The sequence below is a fragment of the Streptomyces rimosus subsp. rimosus genome (assembly GCF_000720725.1).
Classification (GTDB): domain Bacteria; phylum Actinomycetota; class Actinomycetes; order Streptomycetales; family Streptomycetaceae; genus Streptomyces; species Streptomyces rimosus_A.
This window is the reverse complement of record NZ_JOCQ01000114.1, coordinates 1-26,220: the sequence shown is the minus strand read 5'-3', so window position 1 is coordinate 26,220 and position 26,220 is coordinate 1. Positions and strand designations below refer to the sequence as shown.

Here is a 26,220-nt window from a genome sequence, read left to right as displayed (position 1 = left end):
GCCCCAGCCCCAGCCCCAGCCCCAGTCCCGGACCCGCGCCCGGAATCCTTCCGGCTGGTGACCAGTTCCAGGGCCTGCTGCGCCTTGTCGGCCAACCGCTGTCGTTCCGCCATCGGCTTGCCCAGGTAGGCGAAGACGTCATCGATCGGGCGCAGGCCGGCGTACAGGTCGTTGAGCTGGGGCAGCGACTCCGGATGGGCCCGCTGTACGTAGCCGGTCACCCGGGCGAAGAAGGCGTCGTTGATCGACGGGGCGCCGATGTCGTCGCCCATGAAGTGGACGGTGCGGTGGGGGTGACGGCGGTTGTAGTCGCGCATCCAGGTGATGAGGCTGACGAACTCCTCGCGGTCCCAGGGTGAGTTGGTCAGCACCCGCTTGGCGATCCGGCGGGCGTCGCCCTTGCCGGTCTGCAGGTACTCGTCTATCTCAAGGCCGGCGGACCAGCTCAGCTCCAGGGCGAAGGTGGTGAAGCCTTTCTCCTCGACCAGATGGCGGAAAAGACGTTCCTTCATGGTGAAGAACTCGTGGGAGCCGTGGGTGGCCTCGCCGAGGCCGACCACCTTGGCGTTGCCGATCATCGCGGAGAGGGCACGAAGATCGGCTGTGTTCCGGCCGGGGTCGGTCGAACGGAGCGGGTGGGCTGCCTGCTCCAGGGCGCGAACGGTGCTCCGGAGCCCGTTGGTCAAAGTGGCGGGAGTGGCGGGAGTGGCGGGAGTGGCGGGAGAGGCGAGGGCTGCTGAGGCCGCTGGGGCGGTCCATGCCGCCGGGGCCGCCTGGGCCGTTACGGGGGCGAGGGCCGCCCCCAGCGTGATCCCCGCCGTCGTCGCCAGGAGTCTCCGCCGGCTGATGCGGTTCCGGTGCTTGGCCATGATGTCGTCCCTCGGCTTGCGTGTGGTGGGTTGGGAACGATCATGGTCCGCGGGCCCGTGGCCGCGCACTGTGGACAGCCGCCCGATTCGGCTGGAGGTGCCCCCAGCGGGGAGGTACACCCACCAGGGGTGCTAGCGCCACCAGGGGTAGCCCCACCAGGGATAGTCCCACCGGGGGTAGCCCTACCAGGGTTAGCCCCACCAGGGGGCACGCCCCACCAGAAGAGGCACCCCACTCCGGCGAAACTCAGAGGCTCCGCCGATGTTGTTGGCCCGCTTGTCTGCCCGTCGGTCCGCCCGCCCGTCCACCCGCCCAGCCCCCCCACCCGCCGTTCACCACGCCCGCCGTTCACCACGCCCTCGGCCCCCGACGGCCAGTAACCTCGGCGACCCGTGTTCTCGACGACCCGCAATCTCGCGACCCGTAATGCCGGCACCCATGAGAACCGCTGAACTGACGGATGCCGTCATCGACTTCGGCCACCTGGCCGCTCACGTAGAGCAGACCGGGGAGCGCGTGCTCATCACCGAGGACGGCCAACCGCACAGCGTGCTGCTCCCGGCGGCCGAGCAGGCCGAGTTGGAGTACTGGGCGCAGCGGTTCCTCGGCGCCCCGATACCACTGCCGGACGCGGCCGGGGAACGGCCGCCCGGACCGGCGCAGCACGGCCCGTACACGCGGTATGTGCACGCGGACGGTGAGCGTATGACGTTCACCCGGGGGCGGGCGGTGGTGGTCGAGTTGCGTTCTGCCGGGTGGCTCCGGTGGTTGGAGGAGCAGGCGCGCTGTGGGCGGCAGGGATATATGGACCCGAAGCAGGCGGCCGCGTTCGCGGAGTTCCTGGCCCGTCAGCCCCCGGTCGGCGAGCAGTGAGGGCGGGTGGGACCGGGGTGGGCGGCGTCTTCGGCTTGAACGGATGTGAACGGAACGGCCGTGGCCGTACGAAAACGCCAACGTCGGCCTCCACGACCACCAACCAAAGGCCGTGAAGACCGACGCCATGCCGGGCGCGAACCACCCGACGAATCATCCGGCGGATCCGGAGAGCGGAAACCGCCCGGCGGAACCGGCAAACAGAAACCGCCCGGCGGAACCGCCCGACTTCGCGCGGCGCGTTAGCGATGCCCCGCACCCGGGCGCGAGCCGCTCACCAGCGGCCCGCACCCGAAGCGGAGATACGCCTACGGAATCAAACGTTGACGCCGAAGTCCTTGGCAATCCCGACCAGACCCGAGGCGTAGCCCTGGCCGACGGCGCGGAACTTCCACTCGGCGCCGTTGCGGTACAGCTCGCCGAAGACCATGGCGGTCTCGGTCGCCGCGTCCTCGCTCAGGTCGTAGCGGGCGATCTCGGCGCCGCCGGCCTGGTTGACGATGCGGATGAAGGCGTTGCGCACCTGGCCGAAGTTCTGGCTGCGGTTCTCGGCGTCGTAGATCGAGACCGGGAAGACGATCTTGTCGATGTCGGCCGGGAGGGCGGCCAGGTTGACCTTGATCTGCTCGTCGTCGCCCTCGCCCTCACCGGTGACGTTGTCACCGGTGTGCTCGATGGACTGGTCCGGCGTGACCTTGTTGTTGAAGAACACGAAGTGCTGGTCCGAGTAGACCTTGCCGCTCGTGTTGACCGCGATGGCGCTAGCGTCGAGGTCGAAGTCCGTGCCGGTGGTGGTGCGGACGTCCCAGCCGAGGCCGACCGTGACGGCGGTCAGGCCCGGTGCCTCCTTGGTGAGCGAGACGTTGCCGCCCTTGGACAGGCTTACAGCCATGGGGATGTCCCTTTCCTCGTCGAATCGTCGGGCTCCGTACTCCGGACGAAGCTACCGTCACCCTGGACAACGCCATGAGGGGACCGTCGGGTTCCAGCTCCCTTTACTTTCTTTGCCAAATCCTGATGCCGGGCGGAGGGGCGGTGGAGCGGCCCGGCAAAACGACGTGACGCGAGCGGGCGGACGCGAGATCATGGGGGACATGTCAGGGCCCTATGTCATCCGCGGCTCGGTCGCTCTCCCGGAGGCCGAGCTGGTGTGGCGTTTTTCGCGTTCCTCGGGGCCCGGCGGCCAGCACGTCAACACGTCGGACAGTCAGGTCGAGTTGCGTTTCGACGTGGCCGCCACGGAAGCGCTGCCCGAGGTCTGGAAGGAGCGGGCGCTCCAGCGGCTGGCCGAGCGCGGCCGGCTGTTGCAGGGCGCAGTGGTGTCCGTACGGGCCTCCGAGCACCGCTCCCAGTGGCGCAACCGGGAGACCGCCGCCGTACGGCTCGCCGCGCTGCTCGCCGAGGTCACCGCGCCGCCGCCCAAGCCGCGGCGCAAGAAGCGCATACCGCGCGGCATCAATGAGCGCCGCCTGCGGGAGAAGAAGCAGCGCGGCGACATCAAGCGCGGCCGCTCCGGCCGCGACTGGACGTGAGCGAAGGCCGCGGAGCGGGGGACGGGTCACGAATCAAGGGGACGGGCGGGAAGGCCCACGCCCGCGCCGGCGTCCACGCTCGCGCCGGCGTCCACGCTCGCGCCGGCGTCCACGCTCGCCACTCCAGGCCGTACACCCCCCTCACCCCACGGTCTCAGCGCCACACGCTCACCCCAAATGCCGATACTTCCCCCGGAAGTACATCAACGGCCCCCGATCCTCCCCCGCGGTATGCGCCGTCAGCATCCGTCCGATGACCAGCGTGTGATCGCCGGCGGTCACCCGCTGTTCCGTACGGCATTCCAGGCGCGCCAGGGCGCCGCCGATCAGAGGCGCGCCGGTCGCTTCGCCCCGTTCCGTAGGGATGTCCTGGAAGAGCAGTCTGTCGCTGATGCGGTTCTTCATGGCGAACCGGCCCGCAATGTGCCGCTGCCCCTCCGACAGTACCGAAACCGCCCATAGGGGCTGGCGTTCCAGAAGGTCGTCCATGCGGGAGTCGTTGCGAACGCTCACCATCACCAACGGCGGTTCGAGCGAGACGGACAGGAAGGCGGTGGCGGTCATGCCCACGTCCTCGCCGCGCGGCCCGTCCTCCGGATCGTGCGCGGTGATCAGTACGACCCCGGCGGCGAGCCGGGACAGGGCGGCGCGGAACTCGTCGTCACTCACCCCACCAGGATGGGGGATCGCCGCTCCACCGGGCGCGGAGCGTGGCGGGGCGGGCGCGGCGGGGCGGTCGCCGGGCGTGGCGGCGGAGGTTTTCGTGAACACGCCATGAACGCTAACGGGGGCCGCGGCGCACCCGCATCGGGCCCGGGGACCAGACGCGCCCTAGGTCCGGCGGCGGAGCCCTCCCTTGCGTCCGGATTTGCGTTCAGGAATTGTAGAAGTCCCTCCAGCGGCGCCCATTCGAAGATCGTCAAGCGACCGCCACGCTCTGTGACTTGAGTCACAGCAGCCAGTAATTGTTGACCCTGTGTACCGAGTGAACAGCTCACTGTGATTCAGTGGCCGTGGCAATCGGACGACACCCAATCCTGGAGTTGCTGTCGAGGTCTCGGGGAGAGCGAGCGATGGAGACCGAGTCGGAGCCATACGTCCGTCTTGCGACCCTGCGGCAGCTGCACCAAGTGGTCGCCGATCTGAACACCGCACGCAGCCTTGCAGACACCCTGCAGACCGTCGCCGACGGCGTGATCACGGGGCTCGGGTACGAGCTCGCCGCGGTCAACCTCGTACGGCCCGACGGTGACCTCGTGGTGGCCGCGGTCGCCGGCAGCGCCGGTGCCGAGGCCCTCATGGCCGGCCGGGTCGGCTCCCGCGCCTCGTGGGACCGCCGGCTGAACATGGCCGAGCGCTGGGGCGGCCTGTGCTTCATACCGCACACCGAGGGCTGGGTGCTGGACGACGACGATGTGCCGCAGTGGCACGCCGCCGGGCCCGAGCCGCGCTTCCCCGACGAGTGGCATCCGATGGACCGCCTCTTCGCGCCCATGTACACGGCCGCGAACGGGGGCGGCGAACTCCTCGGCGTGCTCTCCGTCGACAAGCCGCGCAACGGTCGCCGTCCTGGCGCGTGGGGGCAGGAAGCGCTCCAGATGTACGCGTTCCAGTCCGCGATCGCGATCAGCAACGCGCGGCTGCGCGCCAACATGCAGCGCGCGCTGGTGCGCCTGGAGCGTGAGCAGCAGGCGCTGCGCGCCAGTGAGGAAAGCTTCCGCCAGGCCTTCGAGTACGCGCCCAGCGGCATGGCCATCGCCGAGATGGGCGGCGACCAGCACGGCCGGCTGCACCGGACCAACGACGCGCTGTGCCGGCTGCTGGGCCGCCCGGCCTCCGCCATGCGCCGCTACTCGTTCTCCGACCTCGTCCACCCCGAGGACATCGGCACGCTGCTGCGCACCTCCGCCGAGGGCGGGCGCGCCGAGCTGCGCCTGGCCCGCCGCGACGGCACGTACGTATGGGTTTCGCTGCGCAACTCCGTCGTCGCGGACACCGCCGACGGGCCGCGCTTCCTGCTCACCCACGTCGAGGACATCGAGGAGCGCAAGCGCCACGAGCTCCAGCTGGCGCACCGCGCCAGCCACGACGCGCTGACCGGGCTGCCCAACAGCGCCGAGCTGCGGGCCCGGCTCGGCGCCCGGCTGTGTTCGCGCCCGCCCGGCTCGGACGCCGACGCGTACGCCTCGGCCGCTTCCGCCGCCTCGGTCGCCGCCTTCCAGGAGGCGCACGGTTTCGGCTCCGACACCTCCGAGGTCTTCGACGGGTACGACGCCGTCGACGGGCCGGACGCGGTGCCGGCCGGCCCGTACGACCACCATGTGCACGTCATCGCGCCCTCGGACGGGCCGGAGGACGACGGGGCCAAGGGGCTCGCGGTCCTCTTCTGCGACCTGGACGGCTTCAAGTCGATCAACGACCGGTTCGGGCACCACACGGGTGACGCGGTGCTCATCGAGGTGGCCCGGCGGCTGACCAACGGCGTACGGGACGGGGACACGGTCGCCCGGCTCGGCGGCGACGAGTTCGTGGTCCTCGCGGACGGCCTGGGCAAGGCCGACGCGCAGGACCTCGCGGTCCGGCTGCGCAACGGGATCATCCCGCCGATCCGGGTGGACGGCCGGGCGGTACGGGTCGGCGCCAGCTTCGGCATCGGCTGGGCCGCCTGCGGGATGTCCGCCGAGGAGGTCCTGCAGTCCGCCGACCAGCGGATGTACGTCGAGAAGCGGTCGCGCTCGAAGGCGAGCCGGCGCGCGGGCTGAGCAGAAAGCGGTCCCGCTCCAAGGCGTACCGGCGCGCAGGCTGAGCAAAGCACGCGCCGGCGCGCGCCGATGCGCCCCGCCGTGCGGCGGGCCGGGCCGTGGCCGCGCGGCACGCCGTCCGTGCGCCATCCGTAGCGATCCTGTGGCCCTTCCGGCTCGGCGTGCCATCCCCCGAACGGGGTAGGCTGCGCCGATGCGGCGGGGCGCCGCCGGGGGCCTGGAAGATCAGTACAGCCATCTCGTACAGACCGCTGGGGAGTGACACGGAATGACGGCCGGCAACAACGGCGCGGGCACGCCCGAGGACGACGACCCGTTCGCCCACCTCTACCGCTCCGAGGGCGGCGAAGGCGGCGCACAGGGCGCGGCGGGCGGCTCGGCGGCGCGTCGGCCGGGCGTACCGCGGGCCTCGTACAACCAGGTGCGCGCGGTCGGCGAGCGGCAGTACGGGCAGCGCCAGTACGGCCAGCAGCAGGTTCCCGCGCAGCAGCCGTACGGCCAGCAGGGCCAGCAGCCGTACGGCCAGCAGAACGCCCACTACGCGGCCCCCGAGACGCTCCCGGGCGGCAACGGCACCCGCCAGGGCCCGCCCCCGGGCCACGGCCAGGACGGCCCGCCCCGGCGCAGCCACAAGGGGCTGCTGATCGGCGCGATCGCCGTCGTCGCGGTGGTGTGCATCGGCATCGGCGTGGCGATGCTCACCAAACAGGACGACAAGAAGGACGAGGCGGGCGGCGGCGGCCCGACGCCGACGGCGGGCGAGTCCGTGAAGCCCAGCGACAAGCCGTCCGACAAGCCGACGCAGGCGGCGCTTCCCAAGGAGGCGGCGGCCTCGCTGTCGCTCAGCCCGGAGGCGACCACCGACAAGTCGGTGCCGGGCGCGAAGTCGACGAACGGCGCGTATGTGTCGCTGAACAAGGTCGGCGCGTCCGCCACATGGTCGGTGGATGTCCCCAGCAGCGGTGATTACACGCTGCTCATCGACTACGGAGTGCCGGGCAAGGACGCCAAGGCGACGCTCGGGGTGAACGGCGGGACCCCGGACAAGATCAATATGTCGAACTTCGCCCACGCCGCCGAAGGCGCCTGGGACAAGGGCTGGACGACCACCTACCGGTGGATCAAGCTGAACAAGGGCACCAACACGCTCAAGATCTCCTGTGAGCAGGGCGATCAGTGCGAGGTCAACCTCGACCGCGTCTGGCTCAAGGCGGGGCATGTGAAGCGCTGACGGACCGGCCGCCGGGTGCGCCGACGACCCCTCAGGGGTGGTCGGCGCACCCGCATTTCAGCTGGTCCGTGCGATGCCGCCCCGTCCCTCACGCCCCCACCGGATGCTCCGTCACCCTGATCTCCCCCAGCAGCTCTTCATACGTCCCCCGGTCGAACTCCCCCGCCGCCGGCGCCCGTACCGTCGCCGCCGACAGGGCCACCGCGCGGGCCAGTCGGGCCGGCCAGGGAAGGTTCTCGACCAGGCCGGAGAGGAGTCCGGCCACCGCGGAGTCGCCGGCGCCGGTCGGGTTGCCGGCGATGCGGCGGGGCGGGGCGGCCTGCCAGGCGCCGTCCGAGGTGACCACGAGCATGCCGTCGGCGCCCAGGGAGGCGGCCACGGTGTGGGCGCCGCGGCGGCGGGCGTCGCGGGCGGCGCGCAGGGGCTCGGTGGAGCCGGTGAGGGCGGCCAGTTCGTCGGCGTTGGGCTTGGCGAGGTCGGGGCGGGCGGCCAGGCCGCGGCGCAGCGGTTCGCCGCTGGTGTCCAGGAGGACCGGTACGCCCGCCGTACGGGCGGCGCGGGTCAGCCGCGCGTAGACGTCGACCGGGACGCCCGGCGGCAGGCTGCCGCACAGGGCCACCGCCCGCGCGTCGGCGAGCAGCTCCCGGTAGGTGGCCATGAACGCGTCCCACTCGGCGGGCGTCACGGTCGGGCCCGGCTCGTTGAGCTGCGTGGTGTCGCCGGTGGACTCGTCCACGACGGCGACGGTGCGCCGGGTCGCGCCGCCGACCGGGACCAGCGCGTCGGTCACCGCGGTCTCCTGGGCGAGCAGCGCGCGCACCGCGTCGCCGGTGCCGCCGCCCGCGAAGCCGGTGGCGACCGCCCGGTGGCCGAGTGCGGTCAGCACCCGGGCGACGTTCAGGCCCTTGCCGCCGGGGCGTTCGACGACCTCGGTGACGCGGTGGGTGGTGTGCGGCTGGAGCCGGGGCACGCGGTAGGTGACGTCGAGGGCTGCGTTCAGCGTGACCGTGAGGATCATGGTTCCCCCTCCCCGGAACATACGTGGACGAACGCGAGCACACCGGGCCGGTGACCGGTGGGCCCGTGCGGGACGGACCGCTGCGCGGGTGCGCGAGCGCGCAGCGATCATGCCATTGCGGACCGCGGTTGGCCCACCCCTTGGCCGACCCCTTGGGCCAACCGCCGCGGCGCCGCACCCGGTACGGGCACTTCGGCCCGCCATGACCGGGTCCGTTCGGCCTCGTACCGCCGTACGGGCGGCCCCGGCAACGCACGGCCCCGGCAGCGCACGCCCCCGGTACGCGGCCCGTCGGCGCGCCCCCGCCGTACGTACGACCCCGCCGTACCCGCGCCCCGTCAGCGCCCCGTCACACCCCCTTCGGCCGCACCACCCACTCGCCCCGTCGCACCACGCCCACCAGGTCGTACGACGCGTCCAGGACGACCAGGTCGGCGTCCTTGCCGGGCTCGATCGAGCCGGTGCGGTCGTCGATGCCGAGCAGTCGGGCCGGGTTGGCCGACAGGGCGCGTACGGCCTGGCCGACGGTCAGGCCGTCGATGGTGACGGCGCGCTTGAAGGCACGGTCGAGGGTGAGGGTCGAGCCCGCGATGGAGCCGGCGGTCGGTCCGTCGCTGATACGGGCGACGCCGTCCTTGACCTCGACCGTCATGGGGCCGAGCGGGTACATGCCGTCGTTCATGCCGGCCGCGCCCATCGCGTCGGTGATGAAGGCGACCCGGTCGGCGCCCGCGTCGCGGAAGGCCATCTCCAGGACCGCGGGGTGCAGATGCGTGCCGTCGTTGATCAGCTCGACGGTGATCCGCTCGTCCTCCAGGAGCGCGGCGATCGGGCCGGGCGCGCGGTGCCCGAGCGGCGGCATCGCGTTGAACAGGTGGGTGGCGACGGTGGCGCCCGCGTCGATGGCCTCGCGGGTCGCGTCGTACGAGGAGTCGGTGTGGCCGATGGCGGCGATCACGCCCGTGTCGGCCAGCAGCCGTACGGACTCCAGGCCGCCGGGCAGCTCCGGCGCCAGGGTCATCATCTTCGCGGTGCCGCGCGCGGCGTCGACGAGCTTGCGCACGTCCGCCGGGTCCGGGTTGCGCAGCAGGCCGGGCTGGTGGGCGCCGCAGCGGTGCGGGGAGATGAACGGGCCCTCGAAGTGGATGCCGGCCAGCTCGCCCTGCTCGGTCAGCTCGGACAGCACGCCGGCCTGCCGGGCCAGGTCGTCCAGGTCGCCGGTGACGGTCGAGGCGAGCATGGAGGTGGTGCCCCGCTGTCGGTGGGTGCGGATGGCCGTCAGGCACTCCTCGGGGTCGGCGGACGAGAAGGAGCCGCCGCCCCCGCCGTGTACGTGGATGTCGACGAAGCCGGGGACGACGAGGTGCCCGGTCAGGTCGATCACCTGGTCACCGGCGGCCGGGGCGGTGCTGTCGGCCGTACCGGCACCGGTGGCCTCGGTGATCCGGGTGCCCTCGAAGGCCACCCGGCCCCCGTCGGCCACGCCGGCCGGCAGGGCGACCCGGGCGCCGGTCAGAACGGTGCGCCGGGGGCTCGGGGCGCGGTCCCCGGACTGTTGCAGCGGCATCAGGCAGTTACCTCCGTGGAGAGAAGATCCCAGGCGAGCAGACCTGCGCCCAGGCAGCCGGCGGCGTCCCCGAGCGCCGCCGGAACGATCAGGGGGAGCCGCTGGAAGGTCACCCGCGCGCGGACCGCCGCCCGCAGCGGCTCGAAGAGCGTGTCGCCCGCCTCGGCGAGCCCGCCGCCGATGATCAGGGTGTCCGGGTCGAGCAGGGTCAGCGAGGTGACCAGGCCGTCGGCGAGCGCGTCCACCGCGTCCTGCCACACCGCCAGCGCCCGCTCGTCGCCGGACTCGACGGCCTTGGCGGCGTCCGCCGCGGTGGCCTCCGGGTCGCCGCAGGCGGCGGCCCAGGCGCGGCCGACCGCGGCGGCCGAGGCCAGCTTCTCCAGGCAGCCGCGCTGCCCGCAGCCGCACTCGGGCCCGCCGGGCCGGACGACGATATGGCCGATCTCGCCCGCGCTGCCGTGCGCGCCCGCCTCGATGCGGCCCTCGATGCCGATCGCGCCCGCGATGCCGGTGCCCAGCGGTACGAACAGGAAGCGGTCGGCGTCCCGGCCCGCGCCGATCCGGCCCTCGGCCAGGCCGCCGGTGCGGACGTCGTGGCCGAGCGCGACCGGGACGCCGCCCAGCCGCTCGGAGAGCAGGGCGCGCAGCGGCACGTCGCGCCAGCCGAGGTTGGCGGCGTAGACGGCGATGCCGCGCGCGTCGTCGACGATGCCCGGTACGGCGACGCCGGCCGCCACCGCCGGGGCGCCGAACCGTCCGCGCCCGATCTCGCGCAGCTCCTCGGCGAAGTCCAGGATCGTGGCGACGACCGCCTGCGGGCCGCGCTCGCGGCCGGTGGGGCGCCGCGCCTCGTAGAGCAGCGTGCCGTCCGCGCCTGCCAGGGCGGCCTTCATTCCGGTGCCGCCCACATCAAGGGCGATGACGTGTCTCACGGGAACAGTTTCGCGCGATCCGCCGTGAAAGGTCTAGTCCACTCGCGGGGACGGCGTGGTTCCGCTTGTCGCCGCGCTGATCGAACCCGTGTGATCTGCATGTGTGACAGGCGATACGCAAGCGATATGAGGGGTGGTGTAGACCTTGTGTGGGTAAACGGGGGAGACTCGTCGTTCATGCCGGTTGAGGGCGACCCCTGAAGCCACGGGGCATACCCGGCAAGCACGGAACTTTCGGGACAAAAGGCGGTAATGGCAGTGCAGCGGCGGTACTTGAGCCTGGCGGCAGCGGGACTCACCACGGCCATGACGCTCTCCCTGTCGGCTTGCGGCAGCGGCGCAGGCGGTGGTGACGTCACGCTCAAGCTCGTCGCGGCGGACTACGGCGACACCGAGGCGAACTCCTCCCAGCACTACTGGGACAAGCTCGTCAAGGACTTCGAGAAGCAGAACCCGAACATCAAGGTCGAGGTCTCGGTCTACAGCTGGAAGGACGTCGACAAGAAGGTCGAGGACATGGTCAAGTCCGGTAAGGCACCGGACATGGCCCAGATCGGCGCGTACGCGGACTACGCCGCCCAGGGCAAGCTCTACAGCGCCGACCAGCTGCTCTCCATACCCGTGCACGCCGACTTCGTGCCCGCGCTCGCGGAGGCGGGGGAGTACCAGCGCATCCAGTACGGCATGCCCTTCGGCGCCAGCACCCGCCGCCTGTTCTACAACAAGAAGCTCTTCGCCGAGGCGGGCATCGCCGACCCGCCGCAGAACTGGTCGCAGCTGGCGGCGGACGCGGCCAAGCTCAAGGCCAAGGGCGTCAAGACGCCCTACGCGCTGCCGCTCGGCCCCGAGGAGACGCAGGCCGAGACGCTGATGTGGATGCTCAGCGGCGGCGGCAGCTACACCGACAGCATCGGCAAGTACACGATCGACTCGCCGCAGAACGTCAAGACCTTCGAATGGCTGAAGAAGAACCTGGTCGGCCCGGGGCTGACCGGCGGCGACCCGGCCAAGCTCAACCGCCAGGACGCCTTCAACGCCTTCGCGGCCGGTGAGGTCGGCATGCTCAACGGCCACCCCACCCTGATGAAGCAGGCCGAGGCCAAGGGCGTCGACTACGGCACCGTCGACCTGCCGGGCGTGGACGGCAAGGCCAAGGCGACCATGGGCGTCGCCGACTGGATGACGGCGTTCAAGCAGGGCGGCCACCGCGACCAGGTCGGCAAGTTCCTCGACTTCGTCTACAACGAGAAGAACGTCATGGACTTCTCCGGCGAGTACGGCCTGCTGCCCGTCACCACCTCCGGGTCCCAGGCGATGCTCGCCGACAACAAGTACGCCAAGCTGCACAGCTTCCTGGGCCAGCTGCGCGACGCCGAGTTCTACCCCGCGAACAAGACCTCCTGGCCGCTGGTCAGCAAGACCGTCAAGGCGAAGATGGGCACCGCGGTGGGCGCCAACGGCAACCCGGCCGGGGTGCTCAGCGACATCCAGAACACGGCGAACGAGGCGGACAACGCCGGCCAGTGAGCCGGCCCGCGCCACGGCCCCGCCGTACGGCCCTGATGGGGGGCGTGCGGCGGGGATTGTCGTACCGCGGCCTTATCGTGGACGGGTGATGACGAGCGAGGGCACCGACGGCGGCACCGGAGGCGGTGGCATAGGAGCACTGTCCCCCCAGGACGAGGCGGTGCTCGGTGTCGAGCGCCGCTCCTGGCCGCGGCCGGGCGCCAAGGAGCGGGTCATCCGCGAGCGGCTCGGCATCTCGCCGACCCGCTACTACCAGCTGCTGAACGCCCTGCTGGACGACCCGCGGGCGCTCGCCCACGACCCGGTCACGGTCAACCGGCTGCGCCGCGTCCGCGAGGCCCGGCGCAGCCGCCGCTGAGCCCGGCGGCGGCCGGACGCGCGGCCCGGCGGCGACGGCACGGAGCGCCGATGCGCCGGTACCCCCGGCACGCGCCCGCGCCCGCCCGGTAATCTCGTCGCCATGGGCAGCCCTCCGGACACCACCTTGCCGACGCCGGTCACCGAAGCGGGCCGGGACGGTCTCGCCGCGCTGCTGGACAGCCCCGACCGTGCCGTGATCGCGCTCGACTTCGACGGCACGCTCGCCGGCATCGTGCCCGACCCCGAGAAGGCCCGCGCCCACCCCGGAGCCGTGGCGGCCCTGACCCGCCTGGCGCCGCTGCTGGGCTCGCTGGTGGTCATCACCGGCCGCCCGGCCGGCGTCGCGGTCCGCCTCGGCGGCTTCGCGGACGCGCCCGGCCTGGAACGGCTCGTGGTCCTCGGCGGATACGGCGCCGAGCGCTGGGACGCGGCCACCGGCACGGTCCAGGCCCCACCGCCGCCGCCCGGCGTCGCCGCCGTACAGGCCGAACTCCCGGGCGTACTGGACGGACTGGGCGCCTGGCACGCCTCGTGGGTGGAGGACAAGGGCCGCGCCATCGCCGTCCACACCCGCCGCGCCGCGGACCCGCAGGCCGCCTTCGAGCTGCTGCGCGAGCCGCTGTACGCGCTCGCCGAGCGGCACGGCCTGATCGTCGAACCGGGCCGCTACGTCCTCGAACTGCGCCCGCCCGGCATGGACAAGGGCGTCGCCCTGGCCGACCACGTACGCGATACCGGCGCCACCACCGTCCTCTACGGCGGCGACGACCTCGGCGACCTCGCCGCGTACTCCGCGGTGGACAAGCTGCGGTCGGACGGCCTGGCCGGGGTGCTCGTGTGCAGCGGCAGCGCGGAGGTCGCCGAGCTGGCGGGCCGGGCCGACCTCGTGGTCGACGGCCCGCCCGGCGTGGTCGCCCTGCTGCACGCCCTCGCGGACCGGCTGGGGGCGCCGCCCGCCTGAGGGGCGCCCCGGCGCCGCTACTCCTCCAGCGCCCGCAGCTGCTGGAGGAACCAGCGGTCCGGCGGCAGCGCGGTGGCCGCCGCGGCCAGCCGCTTCGTGCGCTCGGCCCGCTCGCCGTCCTCCAGGGACAGCGCCTCGTGCAGGGCGCGGGCGGTGCCCGTGATGTCGTACGGATTGACGCAGAACGCGTCGTCGCCCAGCTCCGCGTACGCCCCGGCCTCCCGGGACAGCACCAGCGCGCAGCCCCGCTCCGAGATCACCGGGACCTCCTTGGCGACCAGGTTCATCCCGTCCCTGATCGGGTTGACCAGCGCCACGTCGGCGAGCCGGTAGGCGGCCAGCGACCGCGCGAAGTCGTCCTTCACGTGCAGCACGACCGGCTGCCAGCCCGGCGTGCCGTACTCGGCGTTGATCTCCTCGGCCAGCCGCCCGACCTCGTCCGTGTACGCGCGGTAGACCTCCAGGTCCTGCCGGGAGGGGTAGGCGAACGCTATGTGTACGACGCGCTCGCGCCACTCCGGGTGGCCGTCCAGCAGCGCCCGGTACGCGCGCAGCCCGCGCACGATGTTCTTGGACAGCTCCGTACGGTCCACCCGCACGATGGTCCTGCGGTCCGCGCCGCCGATCTGCTCGCGCAGCGCCGCCAGCCGCTCGTCCACGTCCGGCCGGTGGGCCCGCTCGCGCAGGAACTCCGCGTCCGCGCCGAGCCCGTGCACGCCGAGCCGGGTCGTCCGGCCCTCGTACGTGATGCCGATCCCGCCGTCCGCGCCGCGCGTCACCTCGGCGCCCAGCACCGCCGCGCAGCAGTCCGCGAACGCCTCGGCCCAGCGCCGGGTCAGGAACGCGGCCCGGTCGCCGCCCAGCATCCCGCGCAGCACCGCCTCGGCCACGTCGTCCGGCAGCATCCGGAAGTAGTCGGCGGGCGCCCACGGCGTGTGCGAGAAGTGCCCGATGCGCAGGTCGGGGCGGCGGGCGCGGAGCAGGCCCGGCACCAGCGTGAGGTGGTAGTCCTGCACCAGCACCACGGCGCCGGGCGCGGCCTCGTCGGCGAGCGCGTCCGCGAAGGCCGCGTTGTAGGCCTCGTACGACGCCCACTGAGCGCGGAACGCGTCGTCGAAGGAGGGCTCCAGCGGCGTCTGGTAGAGCATGTGATGGACGAACCAGAGCACCGAGTTGGCGATGCCGTTGTAGGCGTCGGTGAAGACCTCGGCGGGGATGTCCAGCATGCGTACGTGCTGGCCGCCCGTGTCGGCGGTGTCCAGGTGGCCGCCGCTGCGCCGGGCCGCTTCGCGGTCGCCGTCCCCGAGGGCGGCGCACACCCACACCGCTCCGGCGTCCGGCCCGATGGCGGAGAGCCCGGAGACCAGTCCGCCGCCGCCGCGTTTGGCGGTGAGCGCGCCGTCGTCCCCCTTCGTGTACGACACCGGGCCGCGGTTGGACGCGACGAGAACCTGGGCACCAGAACGCTCGGAGACCATGCTGCGAGACTAGCCCGCCACCGATCCGCTCAAACGTGCGGCGCGGAGGGGGAACGTCACGGTTTACGTGCTGCCCGGACCCGGCCCCCGGGCAGCGCCGCTCCTCAGGCCGCGCGCCGCTCCGCGTACTCCGGGATCTCGGCCATCGGCGGCCGCTCCTCGGTGTCCACGTCCCAGGTGCGCGGTACGAAACCGGCCTCGCCGCGCTCGAACTGGGTCAGCCGCGGGCGCACCAGGTGGCCGCGCGCCAGCCGCAGCTGCGCGGTGCGGTAGATCGCCGCGGCCATCCGGCCGAGCGCCTGTCCGCTCTGGTGGCGGTGCTTGCGTACGCCGACGTCCACCTGGGCCAGCGCGTCCAGCCCGGCCGTGTGCAGCGCGTCGACCAGCAGGCCCAGCTCCACGCCGTAGCCCACCGGGAACGGCAGCCGCTCCAGCAGGGACCGGCGGGCCGCGTACTCCCCGCCCAGCGGCTGCACGAATCCGGCCAGCTGCGGCCAGTGCAGGTTCAGCAGCGGGCGGGCGACCAGCTCGGTGACCCGGCCGCCCTGGCCCGCCGCCTCGCCCAGCGGACGGTCGTACATTCCCTTGACGAACTGCACGCCCGGGTCGGTCAGCAGCGGACCGACGATCCCGGAGACGAACGTGGCGGAGAACTCGCGCAGGTCGGCGTCGATGAAGCAGACGATGTCACTCCGGGTGACCAGCAGGGAGCGCCACAGCACCTCGCCCTTGCCGGGCAGCGCGGGCAGCCGCGGCAGCACCTCGTCCCGGTGGACCACCCGCGCGCCCGCCTCGGCCGCGACCTTGGCCGTACCGTCCGTGGACCCGGAGTCCAGCACCACCAGCTCGTCGACGAGCGGCACCGACGGCGTCATCAGCTCGGTACGGATCGCCTCGGCGATCGCGCCGACCGTCGCCTCCTCGTCGAGCGCCGGCAGCACGACGGAGACCGTCTGCCCCGTCTCGCGCTTCGCGGCCAGCAGCCGGTCGAGCGGGCGGTCCACGGCCGACCAGGACCTGCCGGCCAGCCAGCGCTCCACCTCTTCCAGCACCTGCGCGTCTCCTTCGTTCCCGGACCAGCGATGTGATCCATCTCGCGGTGCGGACGACTGTCTCGACCGCCCTGCCCTTCGGCTACAGTCTTGAACAACGCGATCGCCCCGGACATGCCGGGGTCGGTGCGACAAACGCCTGGGCCCCGGCCCAGCGCCATACCGCTCATCCAGAGGGGCAGAGGGATACGGCCCGTTGAAGCCCCGGCAACCCTCCAGCCGGTCTCCGTCGCCGCGCATCGCGCGGCCCGCGAGGCTCCCGGCTAGGGAAGGTGCCAATTCCGTCTCGTGGCGAGATGCGCCGCGAGGAAGATGAGGAGAAAGGGCCTCGCCTCCATGGCTGTGCAATCTGTTGAAAGCACCACTTCCGCCACCGTTTCCCTGGGCCCGGCCGTCGCGCTGTCCTGCCGCGAGTGCGGCGAGCGCTTCGACCTCGGACCGATCTTCGCGTGCGCCGTCTGTTTCGGGCCGCTGGAAGTGGCGTACGACCTGCCGACGGGCGACCCCGAGGGCCTGCGCAAGCGCATCGAGGCCGGTCCGAACAACATCTGGCGCTACGCGCCGCTGCTGCCCGTCCCGGCCGACGTGGCGGACAAGCCGAACCTGAACCCGGGCCTGACCAAGCTGGTCAAGGCCGACAACCTGGCCCGCGAGCTGGGCGTCACCGGCGGCCTGTACGTCAAGGACGACTCCGGCAACCCGACGCACTCCTTCAAGGACCGCGTCGTCGCCATCGCCGTCGAGGCCGCCCGCGCCTTCGGCTTCACCACCCTGTCCTGCTCCTCCACCGGCAACCTGGCCGGCGCGGTGGGCGCCGCCGCGGCCCGGGCCGGCTTCCGCTCCTGCGTCTTCATCCCGCACGACCTGGAGGCGGGCAAGGTCGTCATGGCCGCGGTCTACGGCGGCGAGCTGGTCGGCATCGAGGGCAACTACGACGACGTCAACCGCTTCTGTTCGGAGCTGATCGGCGACCCGCTCGGCGAGGGCTGGGGCTTCGTCAACGTCAACCTGCGCCCGTATTACGGAGAGGGCTCCAAGACCCTCGCGTACGAGATCTGCGAACAGCTCGGCTGGCGGCTGCCGGACCAGATCGTCATCCCGATCGCGTCCGGCTCCCAGCTCACGAAGATCGACAAGGGGCTCAAGGAGCTGATCGCGCTCGGGCTGGTCGAGGACAAGCCGTACAAGATCTTCGGTGCCCAGGCCGAGGGGTGCTCGCCGGTCTCGACCGCCTTCAAGGCCGGTCACGACGTCGTACGGCCGCAGAAGCCGGACACCATCGCCAAGTCGCTGGCCATCGGCAACCCGGCCGACGGCCCGTACGTGCTCGACATCGCCCGGCGCACCGGCGGCGCGGTCGAGGACGTCGACGACGCGCAGGTGGTGGACGCGATCAAGCTGCTGGCCCGCACGGAGGGCATCTTCGCGGAGACCGCCGGCGGCGTGACCGTGGGCGTGACCAAGAAGCTGATCGAGAGCGGTCTGCTCGACCCGGCGCTGACCACCGTCGTGCTGAACACCGGCGACGGGCTCAAGACGCTGGACGCGGTCGCGCCGACCACCGGGCCCACGGCCACCATCCGGCCGAGCCTGGACGCGTTCCGCGCGGCCGGCCTGGCGGGCTGACTCACCGGCGGCCGTACGCATACGTACGTGCCCGTACGTATGCGTACGCGCGCCCCGGGCCCCGGCACGCCCGTCCCTCCGTACTCCCCTCCCGCGACCTGGAAGGCAGAAACACCATGAGCGTCAACGTCCGCATCCCGACCATCCTGCGCACCTACACCGGCGGCCAGGCGGAGGTGCCCGCCGAGGGGGCCACCCTCTCCGAGGTCATCCAGGACCTGGAGAAGAACCACGCCGGTATCGCGGCGCGCGTCCTGGACGACACCGGCAAGCTGCGCCGCTTCGTGAACGTCTACGTCAACGACGACGACGTGCGTTTCGAGCAGGGCCTCGAAACCCCGACGCCGGACGGCGTGGGCGTTTCGATCATCCCGGCGGTGGCCGGCGGCTGCTGAGCGCCGGAAGACCCGGAAATCCATAAGGATCGTTTCCGGCCCTTTCGGGGGCCGGCGGCCGGAATCGCCCCGTCCACCGAGAAGTGGACGGGGCGATTCCGTGTTGTTAAAGGCGATACAGTTGTGGTGACCCCTCGTCGAGCCCGTGCCGAGCGCATATGAGACCCCGGCAAGTTGTGGGCGAAGTGTGGACGTGATTCGTCCCATTAGCGAGCTTTGCCCGGCCCGACTTGCCCGGGAGTAAGGGCTTATAACCGCATTTTTGCGATTGTTCGCGAGCAGAATTCTCGTCCGATTGACCTGTTGCGCTGGGCAGTTGGACAGATACATTCAGCGGCGGTCGACGCGTTCCGGCGCACACCCCCTCCTTGTCGGGGGGTGAGGTCTGACCCGGGTCCGCGGAGTGCGGTCCTGTGCAAGGGCCAGTAATAGGGGAGTTAGGCATGGCTCAGGGCACCGTCAAGTGGTTCAACGCGGAGAAGGGGTACGGCTTCATCGCGGTCGACGGTGGTGCGGATGTTTTCGTCCACTACAGCGCGATCCAGATGGACGGTTACCGCACCCTTGAGGAGGGTCAGCGGGTCGAGTTCGAGATCTCGCAGGGCCAGAAAGGGCCGCAGGCGGACATGGTCCGCGTGGCCGGCTGATAGCGCCGACCGACTGCTGCGTACGAAGGTCCGCGTCCTCCCGTGGGGGCGCGGACCTTCTGTGTTGGGGTGGTGTCGGGGAGGGGGCCGGTGAGGTGCTGGATCATCCGGCCGTACCCGGTTTGACAACAGAGCCCGGAGGGGATGGCTCCCGCCAACGCGCTTGCACTCTCATGGGCCGAGTGCTAATCATTGCGTTAGCACTCTACGAGTGAGAGTGACAGCTAAGGACCGACTCGGTGAGGTCCGCGGGCCGGTGGGGCAAGGAACCACAGGGTCGCAGACCGTCCGTCGCGGGCGCCAGCGCGGTCCGGAGTATCCACCCTCCCCCAGACGCAGTCCGGGGGGACCCCCAGTCCGGGAGGACCACTTCACATGGCCAAGATCATCGCGTTCGACGAGGAGGCACGGCGCGGTCTCGAGCGCGGGATGAACCAGCTCGCCGACGCCGTCAAGGTCACCCTTGGCCCCAAGGGCCGCAACGTCGTCCTCGAGAAGAAGTGGGGCGCCCCCACGATCACCAACGATGGTGTGTCCATCGCCAAGGAGATCGAGCTCGAGGACCCGTACGAGAAGATCGGCGCCGAGCTGGTCAAGGAGGTCGCGAAGAAGACGGACGACGTCGCCGGTGACGGCACGACGACCGCGACCGTCCTGGCCCAGGCCCTGGTCCGCGAGGGCCTGCGCAACGTCGCCGCCGGCGCCAACCCGATGGCGCTCAAGCGCGGCATCGAGCGCGCCGTCGAGGCCGTCTCCGCCGCCCTGCTGGAGCAGGCGAAGGACGTGGAGACCAAGGAGCAGATCGCCTCCACCGCCTCCATCTCCGCCGCCGACACCCAGATCGGCGAGCTGATCGCCGAGGCCATGGACAAGGTGGGCAAGGAAGGCGTCATCACCGTCGAGGAGTCCCAGACCTTCGGTCTGGAGCTGGAGCTCACCGAGGGTATGCGCTTCGACAAGGGCTACATCTCGGCGTACTTCGCCACCGACATGGAGCGTATGGAGGCGTCGCTCGACGACCCGTACATCCTCATCGTCAACTCCAAGATCTCCAACGTGAAGGACCTCCTTCCGCTGCTGGAGAAGGTCATGCAGTCGGGCAAGCCGCTGCTGATCATCGCTGAGGACGTCGAGGGCGAGGCCCTGTCGACCCTGGTCGTCAACAAGATCCGCGGCACCTTCAAGTCCGTCGCCGTCAAGGCCCCGGGCTTCGGCGACCGCCGCAAGGCCATGCTCGGCGACATCGCCATCCTCACCGGTGGCACGGTCATCTCCGAGGAGGTCGGCCTCAAGCTGGAGAACGCCGGTCTCGACCTGCTGGGCCGCGCCCGCAAGGTCGTCATCACCAAGGACGAGACCACCATCGTCGACGGTGCCGGTGACAGCGACCAGGTCCAGGGCCGCGTCAACCAGATCCGCGCCGAGATCGAGAACAGCGACTCGGACTACGACCGCGAGAAGCTCCAGGAGCGTCTGGCGAAGCTGGCCGGCGGCGTGGCCGTCATCAAGGCCGGTGCCGCCACCGAGGTCGAGCTCAAGGAGCGCAAGCACCGCATCGAGGACGCCGTGCGCAACGCGAAGGCGGCCGTCGAGGAGGGCATCGTCGCCGGCGGTGGCGTGGCCCTGCTGCAGGCCTCCTCGGTCTTCGAGAAGCTGGAGCTGGAGGGTGACGAGGCCACCGGTGCCGCCGCTGTGAAGCTGGCGCTGGAGGCCCCGCTGAAGCAGATCTCCGTCAACGGCGGCCTTGAGGGCGGCGTTGTCGTGGAGAAGGTGCGCAACCTGGCCGTCGGCCACGGTCTGAACGCCGCGACCGGCGAGTACGTCGACATGATCGCCGAGGGCATCATCGACCCCGCCAAGGTCACGCGCTCCGCGCTGCAGAACGCCGCGTCGATCGCCGCGCTGTTCCTGACCACCGAGGCCGTCATCGCCGACAAGCCGGAGAAGGCCGCCGCGGCCGGTGCTCCGGGCGGCATGCCGGGCGGTGACATGGACTTCTGATCCTCCCGGATCATCTGTCCTCGATCGTCGGGGCGGTACCCCTCCTCCCAGGGGGGTGCCGCCCCGGCGGCGTTTTCGGGACCGGGCGGCCGTCCGGCCCCGCGTGGGCATTTCTCGTACGGCTGAGGTCCGCCGGTTCCGTACGGCGGTCCTTGCGCGGCCCCCGGGCCACCGGTGCACGATCGGTGCATGACGACTCGAAACGGGCGGACCGCCCGACCGGACCGGTTCGACGCGGACACCGTCGCGCTGATCACCGGCGGCAGCAGCGGCGTGGGCCTGGCGGCCGCGCGGCGGCTGCTCGCGGACGGCGCCCGGGTGGTGGTGTGCGGACGCGACGAGCACCGTCTCGACGCGGCCGCCGCGCATCTGAGGGAGCGGGCGGAAGCGGCGGTGACGGGCGGCGAGCCGGCTGCCGCGGGCGGCAGTGCGGGGGTCCCGGGCGGCGGCACGGGCGTCGCGGGGGTGGCCGCCGACCGGGTGCTGGCCGTACGGGCCGACACCGCCTCCGTCACCGACCTCGACGCCGTCGTACGGGCCGTACGTGACCACTTCGGGCACCTCGACATCATCTTCGCCAACGCCGGCGTGTACGCGGCGGCCCCCTTCGAGGGGATCACCGAGGCCGACTTCGACCGCGCGGTCGGCGTGAACTTCAAGGGCGTCTTCTTCACCGTCCAGCGCGCGCTGCCGCTGCTGCGGAACGGCGGCGCGGTCGTCATCAACGCCTCGTCGCTGCTCCAGCGCGGGCAGGCGGACGCCACCCTGCACTCCGCGACCAAGGCCGCCGCGCACAACCTGGCCCGTACGCTCGCGGCGGCGCTCGCCGGGCGCAGCATCCGCGTCAACTCGGTCAGCCCCGGCTATGTCGACACGCCGATGTTCGCGGGCTCCGACATCGACCCGGCGGAGGCGGAGAAGCTGCGCGCGCAGACGGCGGCGGGCCGGTTCGGGCACCCGGAGGAGATCGCCGACGCGGTCGCCTTCCTCGCGTCCGGCGAGGCCTCGTACATCAACGGGCAGGACCTGGTCGTCGACGGCGGGCTGCACGGCTGCGCGCTGTGAGGGGGCGTCGCCGGGGCGCCATGTCGTTATGTCGCTTCTTGTGAGATACGGCATGTAAGCGCCGCTGGTCCTGGTATGAGGATGGCGGCCATACTTTCCGGAGCCTTTCCGGAAGACGATCTTCCGGTACGGCCGCCCCCGCCCCCGGACGCCCCGCAAGGACGCCCATGAGCACGCTCGACTCCGTGATCGTCGGCCTCAACGACGGCCTGTGGACCTACCTGCTGATACCGCTGGTGATCTGCGCGGGCCTGTACTTCACGGTCCGCTCCAGGGCCGTACAGCTGCGGCTCTTCCCCGAGATGCTGCGGGTACTCACGGACAAGTCGCAGCCACGGGCGGACGGCTCCAAGCCGGTCTCGTCGTTCGGCGCCTTCACCATCTCGGCGGCGGCGCGCGTCGGTACGGGCAACATCGCGGGCGTCGCCACCGCCATCACCCTCGGCGGCGCGGGCGCGGTGTTCTGGATGTGGGTGATGGCGCTCATCGGCGGTGCCTCGGCGTTCGTCGAATCGGCACTGGCCCAGCTCTACAAGGTGCGCGACCGCGACGGGTCGGGTACGTACCGGGGCGGACCCGCGTACTACATGCAGCGCGGGCTCGGCAGGCGCTGGCCCGGCGCCCTGTTCGCCGTCGCCATCACCGTGACCTTCGGTTTCGTCTTCAATGCCGTGCAGTCCAACACGATCACGGCCGTCGCCTCGGGGTCGGTGTCCGGCGGCGGGCAGGGGTGGTTCGCCCCGGCTGCCGGTCTGCTGCTGGCCGTCCTGCTGGGCGTGGCGATCTGCGGCGGCGTGCGCCGCATCGCCTCGGTCACGACCGTCCTCGTACCGGTCATGGCCGTCGTCTACCTGCTGATGGGCGCCGCCGTCGTCCTCCTCAACCTCGGCGACCTGCCGCGCGTCCTCGGCGACATCGTCGGCGGCGCGTTCGGGTTCAAGGAGCTGGCGGCCGGCGGGCTCGGCGCGGCGATCCAGCAGGGCATCCGGCGCGGCATGTTCTCCAACGAGGCGGGCCTGGGCTCGGCGCCCAACGCGGGCGCGGCGGCCGAGGTCACCCACCCGGTCAAGCAGGGCCTCGTACAGTCCCTCGGCGTCTTCTTCGACACCCTGCTGATCTGCTCGATGACCGCCTTCATCATTCTGACGACCACGCCCGAGCTGAGCGGCCGGCAGGGCGCCGACCTGACGCAGTCCGCGCTGACCGACACGCTCGGCGGCTGGGCCGGGCACGTGCTGACGGCCGTCGTCTTCCTGCTCGCCTTCAGCTCCATGATCGGGAACTACTACTACGGCGAGTCCAACATCGGCTTCCTGACGCAGCGCGCCTGGGTCCTGCCCGTCTACCGCGCCGTCGTCCTGGCCGTCGTCTTCCTGGGCGCGCTGGGCTCGGTCGGTGTCGTCTGGAACCTCGCCGACGTGTTCATGGGCGTCATGGCGCTGATCAACCTGCTCGCCATCCTCCCCCTCTCGGCGATCGCCTTCCGCCTCCTGGACGACTACCAGGCCCAGCGCCGGGCGGGCCGCGACCCGGTCTTCACCGGCTCCCGGATGCCGGATCTGAGGGGAGTGGAGTGCTGGCCGGACGAGCGGCCGGCGCCCGCGGTGGAGCGGCGCCCTGACGCGCTCGTCGATCACTAGCTGCCGTTCCTCAACGGCTGATGGCCCGGTCGGGGCTGGGCGTCCGGCTGGGGCTGAGCGTCCGGCCGGGGCTGGGCGTCCGACCGGGGCTGGGCGTCCGACCGGGGCCGGCTGTTCAGTTCCGTCAGGGCCTGCTTGCCGAAGCCGAAGAAGTACGTGGCCAGGAAACCGGCCGCGTACCCGATGAGCAGGCCCAGGGCGTAGACGAGGAGCGTCGCGCCGAGGGACTGGTTGCCCTTGAGGAGCGGGAACAGGGCCCAGCCGGACGGGCCGATGGCGGTCGAACCGGCTGCCGTACCGAGCTGGTTGAACAGGCCCACGAAGCCGCCGCCGAACGCGCCGCCCACGCAGGCGGTGACGAACGGGCGGCCCAGCGGCAGCGAGACGCCGTAGATGAGGGGTTCGCCGACGCCGAGGAAGCCGGCGGGCAGTGCGGACTTGATGGTCGTACGGATCGAGCGGTTGCCCGGCAGCCGGAAGTAGACCGCCAGGGCGGCGCCCACCTGGCCCGCGCCGGCCATCGCCAGGATCGGCAGCAGCACCGTGTAGCCCTGCTGCTCGATCAGCGTGGTGTGGATGGGGATCAGGGCCTGGTGCAGCCCGAGCATGACGAGCGGGAGGAAGAGGCCGCCGAGCAGGAACCCGGCCGCGGCGCCGCCGTGGGCGAGCAGCCGGTCGGCGCAGGTACCGATGGCGGTGGCGACCTCACCGGCCACGAACATCAGGCCGAAGAGCGTGACCAGCCCGGCGACCAGCACGGTCACGGTGGGGGTGACCAGCACGTCCAGCGTCTCGGGGACGTGCCGGCGGCACCACTTCTCGATCTGTACGGCGAGCAGCGCCGCGCCCAGCGCCCCCAGGACGCCGCCCTGGCCCGGCGACAGCTGCTGGCCGAACGCGGTCACCTTGGCGACGCCCGCGTACACGATGATCGCGGCGACCGCGCCGCCCAGCACGGGTGTGCCGCCGAACTCCTTCGCGGTGTTGTGGCCGACGAAGACCGCGATCAGCGACATGAAGCCGGAGGCGATGGCGGCCAGCGCCGGGACGAGGGCGGGCAGTACGCCGAAGTTGGTCAGCAGGCCGTTCAGCCCGGCGATGATGCCGCAGCCGATGAGGGCGGGGATCAGCGGGACGAAGATGTTGGCGATCCGGCGGAGGAAGAGCTTGACCGGGGTGGCGTTGCGGGCCTTCTGGCGCGCTTTCAAGGCCGCGCCCTGGGCGGCCAGTTCGTCGGCGGTGGCGGTGGAAGTGGTGGTGGCGGGGATGGCGCTGCCAGTGGCCGGGGTGTCCCCGGTCTCGTCGGCCCTTGCCTCCACCAGGGCCGTGAATTCCGGCGTGACCCGGGCGACCGTACCCGGGCCGAGCACGATCTGGTACGTGTCGTCCTCCACCACGCCCAGCACGGCGGGCAGTGCCTTCAGCGCCTCGTCCCGGACCAGCGAGCGGTCCCTGATGCCGAGGCGGAGCCGGGTCATGCAGTGGGTGACGGAGGTGACGTTGGCGGCGCCGCCGACCAGGGGGAGGAGCGCGGCGGCGGTGGCGCGGTTCTTGTCGGCGTTCTTGTCGTCGGACATGTGCGGTGCTGCCTTGCTGTGCGTGCCGGGACGGGCTGGGGAGCGGGGAGCGGGCGGCGTGCGGCCCGTCAGCCGTCCTGCGGAGGCGGGGTGTGCAGAGCGGTGTGCAGGGCGGCCCGGAGGTGGCCGCGGGATTCGGCCAGCAGCCGGGCCGCCGCGGACCCGTCGATCCCGGCGAGCACGACGAGGATGGCGTTCTTGACCTCCCCGTCCGTCGCGGCGAGCGCGGCCTCGATCTCCGCGTCCCCGGCGCCGGTGGCCAGCGCCACGATGCGGCGCGAACGGGCCCGCAGCTTCTCGTTGGAGGCCCGCACGTCCACCATCAGGTTCCCGTACGTCTTGCCCAGCCGGATCATGGTGATCGTCGAAAGCATGTTGAGGACCAGCTTCTGCGCCGTACCGGCCTTCAACCGCGTGGACCCGGTCAGCAGTTCGGGCCCGACGACGACCTCGATGCCGTGGTCGGCGGCCGCGGCCAGCGCGGAGCCCGCGTTGCAGGACAGGCCGACGGTCAGCGCGCCGCAGGCCGCGCGGGCGTGCTCGACGGCGCCGACCGCGTACGGCGTACGGCCCGAGGCGGAGACGCCGACGACCGTGTCGTTGCCGGTCAGGCCCAGCGCGTCCAGGTCGGCGGCGGCCAGGTCCCGGCGGTCCTCGGCGCCCTCGACGGCGCTGACCATGGCGGCGGGACCGCCCGCGATCAGGCCCACGACCTCGGCCGGTTCGGTGTTGAAGGTGGGCGGGCACTCGCTCGCGTCCAGCACGCCGAGGCGCCCGGCCGTACCGGCGCCCGCGTAGATCAGCCGCCCGCCGCGGGCCATCCGCTCGGCGGTGGCGTCGATGGCGGCGGCGATCGCGGGGAGCTGGTCGGCGACGGCGGCCGGGACGGTGGCGTCCTCGCCGTTCATCGTGCGGGCGATCTCCAGGGTGGACAGCCGGTCGATCTCGGCCAGGTCGGGCCGGAAGGCTTCGGTGGTCAGCGTGTCCAGCTGCGCGCGCAGCCGGGCGTACTCGGCGGGGGAGGTCATGGCGGTGGCGGCTCTTTCCGGGCTCGTACGGCTCTGTACGGGGGGACGGAGACGGGGGCGGGCGGCGGGGCGGCGGGG

General features: G+C 71.9%; 23 protein-coding genes and 1 riboswitch. Of the genes, 13 read left to right on the top strand and 10 right to left on the bottom strand.

The window, feature by feature from the left end:
- On the bottom strand, window positions 1-869 hold an 869-nt coding region (locus IH45_RS0136335), incomplete at its 3' end, for an erythromycin esterase family protein (RefSeq protein ID WP_030678902.1).
- Window positions 870-1,308: 439 nt separating this feature from the next.
- Between IH45_RS0136335 and IH45_RS0136325 the strand changes: the two genes are divergently transcribed.
- Window positions 1,309-1,743 carry a type II toxin-antitoxin system prevent-host-death family antitoxin gene (locus IH45_RS0136325; protein ID WP_030678895.1) on the top strand — a complete coding sequence of 145 codons (435 nt, stop codon included), beginning with the start codon at window positions 1,309-1,311 and terminating at the stop codon, window positions 1,741-1,743.
- A gap of 316 nt (window positions 1,744-2,059) precedes the next feature.
- On the opposite strand, the gene IH45_RS0136320 is transcribed toward IH45_RS0136325, so the two are convergent.
- Entirely contained in the window at window positions 2,060-2,635 is a 576-nt protein-coding gene (locus IH45_RS0136320) for a TerD family protein (RefSeq protein WP_030022317.1), read from the bottom strand.
- Between the two features lie 202 nt (window positions 2,636-2,837).
- Between IH45_RS0136320 and arfB the strand changes: the two genes are divergently transcribed.
- Window positions 2,838-3,275 carry an alternative ribosome rescue aminoacyl-tRNA hydrolase ArfB gene (gene arfB / locus IH45_RS0136315; protein WP_030678892.1) on the top strand — a complete coding sequence of 146 codons (438 nt, stop codon included), beginning with the start codon at window positions 2,838-2,840 and terminating at the stop codon, window positions 3,273-3,275.
- A 168-nt stretch (window positions 3,276-3,443) separates the two neighbouring features.
- Here arfB and IH45_RS0136310 read toward each other — a convergent pair whose 3' ends face one another.
- Window positions 3,444-3,944, bottom strand: a complete 501-nt coding sequence (locus tag IH45_RS0136310; protein ID WP_030678890.1) for a flavin reductase family protein — start codon at window positions 3,942-3,944, stop codon at window positions 3,444-3,446.
- 404 nt (window positions 3,945-4,348) lie between these two features.
- On the opposite strand from IH45_RS0136310, the gene cdgB reads away from it, so the two are divergent.
- Both cdgB and IH45_RS0136300 read left to right on the top strand, forming a co-directional pair.
- A complete protein-coding gene (gene cdgB, locus IH45_RS0136305; RefSeq protein WP_030678887.1) occupies window positions 4,349-6,037 on the top strand; it encodes a diguanylate cyclase CdgB in 1,689 nt (562 codons plus the stop codon).
- A 268-nt stretch (window positions 6,038-6,305) separates the two neighbouring features.
- Entirely contained in the window at window positions 6,306-7,268 is a 963-nt protein-coding gene (locus IH45_RS0136300) for a carbohydrate-binding protein (RefSeq protein ID WP_030678884.1), read from the top strand.
- Window positions 7,269-7,356: 88 nt separating this feature from the next.
- Here the strand turns inward: IH45_RS0136300 and IH45_RS0136295 are convergent, their stop codons facing one another.
- The 3 genes from IH45_RS0136295 to IH45_RS0136285 form a co-directional block, all read right to left on the bottom strand.
- A complete protein-coding gene (locus tag IH45_RS0136295) occupies window positions 7,357-8,286 on the bottom strand; it encodes a 1-phosphofructokinase family hexose kinase (RefSeq protein WP_030678881.1) in 930 nt (309 codons plus the stop codon).
- A 349-nt stretch (window positions 8,287-8,635) separates the two neighbouring features.
- Window positions 8,636-9,853, bottom strand: a complete 1,218-nt coding sequence (nagA, locus tag IH45_RS0136290; RefSeq protein WP_030678877.1) for an N-acetylglucosamine-6-phosphate deacetylase — start codon at window positions 9,851-9,853, stop codon at window positions 8,636-8,638.
- The gene (locus IH45_RS0136285; RefSeq protein WP_078897951.1) at window positions 9,853-10,785 is read right to left on the bottom strand and encodes an ROK family protein; all 933 of its coding nucleotides are present in this window, start codon (window positions 10,783-10,785) and stop codon (window positions 9,853-9,855) included. Before IH45_RS0136285 ends, nagA begins: the two co-directional genes overlap by 1 nt.
- Window positions 10,786-11,043: 258 nt before the next feature.
- On the opposite strand from IH45_RS0136285, the gene IH45_RS0136280 reads away from it, so the two are divergent.
- The 3 genes from IH45_RS0136280 to otsB all read left to right on the top strand — a co-directional run bounded on the left by IH45_RS0136280 (window position 11,044) and on the right by otsB (window position 13,633).
- Entirely contained in the window at window positions 11,044-12,312 is a 1,269-nt protein-coding gene (locus IH45_RS0136280; RefSeq protein WP_030678871.1) for an extracellular solute-binding protein, read from the top strand.
- 88 nt (window positions 12,313-12,400) lie between these two features.
- Window positions 12,401-12,670, top strand: coding sequence for a DUF3263 domain-containing protein (locus IH45_RS0136275; RefSeq protein WP_030678868.1), 270 nt, complete (start codon window positions 12,401-12,403; stop codon window positions 12,668-12,670).
- A 102-nt stretch (window positions 12,671-12,772) separates the two neighbouring features.
- A complete protein-coding gene (otsB, locus tag IH45_RS0136270; RefSeq protein WP_030678865.1) occupies window positions 12,773-13,633 on the top strand; it encodes a trehalose-phosphatase in 861 nt (286 codons plus the stop codon).
- Window positions 13,634-13,650: 17 nt separating this feature from the next.
- Here otsB and IH45_RS0136265 read toward each other — a convergent pair whose 3' ends face one another.
- A complete protein-coding gene (locus IH45_RS0136265) occupies window positions 13,651-15,111 on the bottom strand; it encodes an alpha,alpha-trehalose-phosphate synthase (UDP-forming) (RefSeq protein WP_030678861.1) in 1,461 nt (486 codons plus the stop codon).
- 104 nt (window positions 15,112-15,215) lie between these two features.
- Window positions 15,216-16,163 carry a glucosyl-3-phosphoglycerate synthase gene (locus IH45_RS0136260; protein ID WP_030678858.1) on the bottom strand — a complete coding sequence of 316 codons (948 nt, stop codon included), beginning with the start codon at window positions 16,161-16,163 and terminating at the stop codon, window positions 15,216-15,218.
- Window positions 16,164-16,326: 163 nt separating this feature from the next.
- Window positions 16,327-16,482: riboswitch (SAM riboswitch) on the top strand.
- 17 nt (window positions 16,483-16,499) lie between these two features.
- On the opposite strand from IH45_RS0136260, the gene thrC reads away from it, so the two are divergent.
- From thrC to IH45_RS0136230, 6 genes are all read left to right on the top strand, one after another.
- The gene (gene thrC / locus IH45_RS0136255; RefSeq protein ID WP_030678855.1) at window positions 16,500-17,789 is read left to right on the top strand and encodes a threonine synthase; all 1,290 of its coding nucleotides are present in this window, start codon (window positions 16,500-16,502) and stop codon (window positions 17,787-17,789) included.
- Between the two features lie 116 nt (window positions 17,790-17,905).
- Complete coding sequence (locus tag IH45_RS0136250; protein ID WP_030678852.1) at window positions 17,906-18,184, top strand: MoaD/ThiS family protein; 279 nt, start codon at window positions 17,906-17,908, stop codon at window positions 18,182-18,184.
- Between the two features lie 443 nt (window positions 18,185-18,627).
- Window positions 18,628-18,831, top strand: a complete 204-nt coding sequence (locus IH45_RS0136245) for a cold-shock protein (RefSeq protein ID WP_003986833.1) — start codon at window positions 18,628-18,630, stop codon at window positions 18,829-18,831.
- 375 nt (window positions 18,832-19,206) lie between these two features.
- Window positions 19,207-20,832: a chaperonin GroEL gene (gene groL / locus IH45_RS0136240; protein ID WP_030678850.1), complete on the top strand. Its 1,626-nt coding sequence runs from the start codon at window positions 19,207-19,209 to the stop codon at window positions 20,830-20,832.
- A 189-nt stretch (window positions 20,833-21,021) separates the two neighbouring features.
- Window positions 21,022-21,897, top strand: coding sequence for an SDR family NAD(P)-dependent oxidoreductase (locus tag IH45_RS0136235; RefSeq protein ID WP_030678846.1), 876 nt, complete (start codon window positions 21,022-21,024; stop codon window positions 21,895-21,897).
- 167 nt (window positions 21,898-22,064) lie between these two features.
- Window positions 22,065-23,537, top strand: coding sequence for an alanine/glycine:cation symporter family protein (locus IH45_RS0136230; RefSeq protein WP_030678843.1), 1,473 nt, complete (start codon window positions 22,065-22,067; stop codon window positions 23,535-23,537).
- Here the strand turns inward: IH45_RS0136230 and IH45_RS0136225 are convergent.
- Entirely contained in the window at window positions 23,534-25,114 is a 1,581-nt protein-coding gene (locus IH45_RS0136225) for a PTS transporter subunit EIIC (RefSeq protein ID WP_050515432.1), read from the bottom strand. The genes IH45_RS0136230 and IH45_RS0136225 overlap by 4 nt on opposite strands.
- 68 nt (window positions 25,115-25,182) lie before the next feature.
- A complete protein-coding gene (murQ, locus tag IH45_RS0136220; RefSeq protein WP_032918979.1) occupies window positions 25,183-26,142 on the bottom strand; it encodes an N-acetylmuramic acid 6-phosphate etherase in 960 nt (319 codons plus the stop codon).
- Window positions 26,143-26,220 lie beyond the last annotated feature (78 nt).

Excerpts from the sequence above, each read along its gene's own strand:
- IH45_RS0136325 (WP_030678895.1), top strand. The coding sequence starts at position 1,309 with ATGAGAACCGCTGAACTGACGGATGCCGTCATCGACTTCGGCCACCTG.
- IH45_RS0136320 (WP_030022317.1), bottom strand. The coding sequence starts at position 2,635 with ATGGCTGTAAGCCTGTCCAAGGGCGGCAACGTCTCGCTCACCAAGGAG.
- arfB (WP_030678892.1), top strand. The coding sequence starts at position 2,838 with ATGTCAGGGCCCTATGTCATCCGCGGCTCGGTCGCTCTCCCGGAGGCC.
- cdgB (WP_030678887.1), top strand. The coding sequence starts at position 4,349 with ATGGAGACCGAGTCGGAGCCATACGTCCGTCTTGCGACCCTGCGGCAG.
- IH45_RS0136300 (WP_030678884.1), top strand. The coding sequence starts at position 6,306 with ATGACGGCCGGCAACAACGGCGCGGGCACGCCCGAGGACGACGACCCG.
- IH45_RS0136295 (WP_030678881.1), bottom strand. The coding sequence starts at position 8,286 with ATGATCCTCACGGTCACGCTGAACGCAGCCCTCGACGTCACCTACCGC.
- nagA (WP_030678877.1), bottom strand. The coding sequence starts at position 9,853 with ATGCCGCTGCAACAGTCCGGGGACCGCGCCCCGAGCCCCCGGCGCACC.
- IH45_RS0136275 (WP_030678868.1), top strand. The coding sequence starts at position 12,401 with ATGACGAGCGAGGGCACCGACGGCGGCACCGGAGGCGGTGGCATAGGA.
- otsB (WP_030678865.1), top strand. The coding sequence starts at position 12,773 with ATGGGCAGCCCTCCGGACACCACCTTGCCGACGCCGGTCACCGAAGCG.
- IH45_RS0136265 (WP_030678861.1), bottom strand. The coding sequence starts at position 15,111 with ATGGTCTCCGAGCGTTCTGGTGCCCAGGTTCTCGTCGCGTCCAACCGC.
- thrC (WP_030678855.1), top strand. The coding sequence starts at position 16,500 with ATGGCTGTGCAATCTGTTGAAAGCACCACTTCCGCCACCGTTTCCCTG.
- IH45_RS0136250 (WP_030678852.1), top strand. The coding sequence starts at position 17,906 with ATGAGCGTCAACGTCCGCATCCCGACCATCCTGCGCACCTACACCGGC.
- IH45_RS0136245 (WP_003986833.1), top strand. The coding sequence starts at position 18,628 with ATGGCTCAGGGCACCGTCAAGTGGTTCAACGCGGAGAAGGGGTACGGC.
- groL (WP_030678850.1), top strand. The coding sequence starts at position 19,207 with ATGGCCAAGATCATCGCGTTCGACGAGGAGGCACGGCGCGGTCTCGAG.
- IH45_RS0136235 (WP_030678846.1), top strand. The coding sequence starts at position 21,022 with ATGACGACTCGAAACGGGCGGACCGCCCGACCGGACCGGTTCGACGCG.
- IH45_RS0136230 (WP_030678843.1), top strand. The coding sequence starts at position 22,065 with ATGAGCACGCTCGACTCCGTGATCGTCGGCCTCAACGACGGCCTGTGG.
- IH45_RS0136225 (WP_050515432.1), bottom strand. The coding sequence starts at position 25,114 with ATGTCCGACGACAAGAACGCCGACAAGAACCGCGCCACCGCCGCCGCG.
- murQ (WP_032918979.1), bottom strand. The coding sequence starts at position 26,142 with ATGACCTCCCCCGCCGAGTACGCCCGGCTGCGCGCGCAGCTGGACACG.